Source organism: Pseudarthrobacter sp. NPDC059871 (assembly GCF_042731175.1).
Taxonomy (GTDB): domain Bacteria; phylum Actinomycetota; class Actinomycetes; order Actinomycetales; family Micrococcaceae; genus Arthrobacter.
The window spans coordinates 1-2,123 of record NZ_JBHWJV010000027.1 but is presented as its reverse complement, the minus strand read 5'-3'; the positions used below and the strand labels follow the sequence as shown (position 1 = coordinate 2,123).

The window sequence follows — 2,123 nt, the reverse complement described above, 5'->3', positions numbered from 1 at the left end:
TGTTAACGCCAACCGAAAATAGGGCCAGTTTTGCCGACTGAAAACAGGGCCACGGGTTGCTGTTCTATTGTGCCTGAAGCTGGGTTCTTGTCTTGTTCCGGAGCCGGTAGCTGCTGCCGGTGAGGTTCAGGACTTCTGCGTGGTGGACGATCCGGTCGATCATTGCCGAGGCCACTGTCGCGTCGCTGAAGACTTCGCCCCACCTGCTGAAGGCGAGGTTGCTGGTAAGCACTAGAGAAGCGTGTTCATAGCGGGATGAGACCAACTGGAAGAACAGGTTGGCCGAGTCCTGGTCGAAGGGGATGTAGCCGACTTCGTCAACGATGAGCAGCTTGTATCGGCGCAACTTGGCCAGTTCCTGGGGCAGGCGGCCGCGGTCGTGGGCTTCGGCCAGTCTCGATACCCACCCGGTCGCGGTGTCGAACAGGACGCGATGCCCGGCGCGTGCGGCCCGGATCCCGATCCCGACGGCCAGATGGGTTTTCCCGGTGCCAGGCGGACCGAGCAAGACCACGTTCTTGGCTTCTTCCAGGAAGACCCCGGTGCTCAGGTGCGCTACGAGGTTCCGGTCCGCGGCAGGCTGGTGGTCGAAGTTGAACTCTTCCAGCAGCTTGTGTCCGGGGAACCTCGCGGCTCTGATCCGAAGGGCGGCCCCGGAGGCCTCGCGTTCGGCGACTTCGCGTGAGAGGACAGCGGCTAGGTATTCCTCGTGTGACCAGCCTGCCTCCCGAGCCCGGTCGCCGAGGGACCGGTAGCCGTCGGCGATCCGCGGGGCGCGCAGTGCGCGGGCGTAGTACTCGATGTCCTTCACGGCAGCGCTCATCGTCCTGCCCCGGAGAGCTCGCGGGCATCGTCGGGGATGGCGACACCGAACAGTTCGTCATAGATCGACAGGTCCCGTTCCTCCACCACCGTGGACCGTCCGGCTTTGACGCTGCGGTGGATCCGTCGGAGGGAGGCGGCCTTGTCCACATGCCCCGGGTCGGTGAAGATCTGGTGCCTGGCCCACCGCCGCTCGTGCCTGGCCAGCAGCCGGCCGTCTGCGCTCACAGTTACCTTTTCCAGGTCTGCTTCGACGTTCACGATCCGCCCGATCGCGCCCGGGTCCACGGAATAGTCGTTGGAGAAGACCCGCACGTAATAGTCCCGTGGCAGCCGGACGCTGCTGCGGAAGGCGAACTCGGGCGCCACCGGCGTCAACGGCCGCATTGCATTCCGGTCCCGGACGAACAGCTCGGCCGGGCGCCCGTGACGGGTCCGGGAGTAGCGGGCGTTCGCGCGCGGCAGCCAGTCCGCGAGCTGGTGGTTGAAATCCTGCGGGGACTCGAAGGTCCGGCCGGGCATGAAGCCCTGGCGGAAGTAGCGGTTCATCCGCTCCACGATGCCCTTGGATTCTGGATCCCGTGGCGGCAACTGCCGGATCTCGCAGCCCAGCACGCCGGCGAACGCCGCCGCAGGCTCAGTCAGCCGGCCTTGGCCGATCCCTGACTCGTTGTCCCAGACCAGCTGCTTGGGGACTGCACCGGCCTCTTGCAGCAGCGACCACATCCCGCCGAGCAGATCAAAGGTCGTGCGGGTCGGCAGCATCCTGGCCTGGATGTATCCGGAGAACGCGCTCGTCATCACCAGCACCGGAGGCTTGCCCTCCTGCCCGTGTCCCAGGGGCAGCGGCTCATGAGGGAACCATAAATCGCACTGCATCGCTTGGCCCGGTTCATGGACCAGCCGGTCCACCGGATCCGCCGGCATATATTCGGGCCGGAGTCCACGGACCTTGTCCCGGAATAAGGATGCTGAGCCCGTCCAGCCGACGCGTTCGGCCAGTACCGAAGCCGGCATCGTCGGCGTCTGCACCAACAGGGCCCGTACCTGTGGCGCGTACGCATCAAAGCTCGAACCGGCCGGCTTCCGCTCATACTTCGGTGGCCGCTCCGCCTCCAACGCCCGGTCCACCGTCCCCCGCGAAACCCCGAGCTGTTTAGCCAGCTCCCTCTTGGAGATTTTCTCCGTCGCGTATCGGTGGCGTATCTGCGCCCAAACATCCAATGTGATCACCTTCCATAATGGTCAGTGGCCTCATTTTCAGTTGGCGTTTTTGGCCCTATTTTCGGTTGGCGTCAACA

Annotated in this window: 2 protein-coding genes; both read right to left on the bottom strand. The window is 64.7% G+C overall.

The genetic code is table 11. From position 1 onward, the window contains the following. Positions 1 to 64: 64 nt before the first annotated feature. On the bottom strand, positions 65 to 823 hold the full coding sequence (gene istB / locus ACFV4R_RS20145) for an IS21-like element helper ATPase IstB (RefSeq protein WP_377204334.1): 759 nt from the start codon (positions 821 to 823) through the stop codon (positions 65 to 67). Next, positions 820 to 2,055: an IS21 family transposase gene (gene istA / locus ACFV4R_RS20140; protein ID WP_377204335.1), complete on the bottom strand. Its 1,236-nt coding sequence runs from the start codon at positions 2,053 to 2,055 to the stop codon at positions 820 to 822. The genes istB and istA overlap by 4 nt, the downstream gene beginning before the upstream one ends. Positions 2,056 to 2,123: the final 68 nt, after the last annotated feature.